The organism is Ochrobactrum sp. SFR4, assembly GCF_019730395.1.
Classification (GTDB): Bacteria; Pseudomonadota; Alphaproteobacteria; order Rhizobiales; family Rhizobiaceae; genus Pseudochrobactrum.
The window spans coordinates 1-479 of record NZ_JAAPBB010000182.1; the positions used below are offsets into that span (position 1 = coordinate 1).

Genomic DNA, 479 nt, shown 5'->3' on the forward strand with positions numbered 1-479 from the left:
CCGAGTTTCAGGCCCTCGAACGGCCGTTGGCGCTGCTGTCGATCGCCGGCGAGATCCTCGCGCGGATCTGCACGAAGATCCTGCGCGAGATCCGCGCGAACTTTTTGCGAGGATCTCCGATCAAGGGCATGATCCCCGGCCGTCGACTCCCGTTCCGCACGTAGCCCGGTGCGCTCGGCCGGAATCTCGATCTCGCTGCGGACGCCCATTTGCTCCGCGATCCCGCGCCGCTCGGCAAAGTCGCGGGTATAGTCGAGCGTCGTTTCCTTCACGCCCGACCGCGACAGGCGGCGCTCTAGCTGGCTATAGGCCAGCTCGCCGGCGTCCTGAACCTTCCATGTGTTGCGGTGCGTCTGCGTCCCATCCGGCCAGGCCACTGTCACACCAGAATTCGGCTCGGTCGTGCCTCCCCCTGTCGGCACACTGTCCCCCCCCGCACCGCCCCCACCCCCCCCCCCCCCCCCCCCCCCCCCCCCCCC

At 69.3% G+C, this 479-nt stretch carries 1 pseudogene; it reads right to left on the reverse strand.

Going from position 1 to position 479, the window contains the following annotated elements:
* Positions 1 to 272: pseudogene (locus HBA93_RS18485) on the reverse strand (hypothetical protein); the annotation flags it as partial.
* Between the last annotated feature and the right edge of the window lie 207 nt (positions 273 to 479).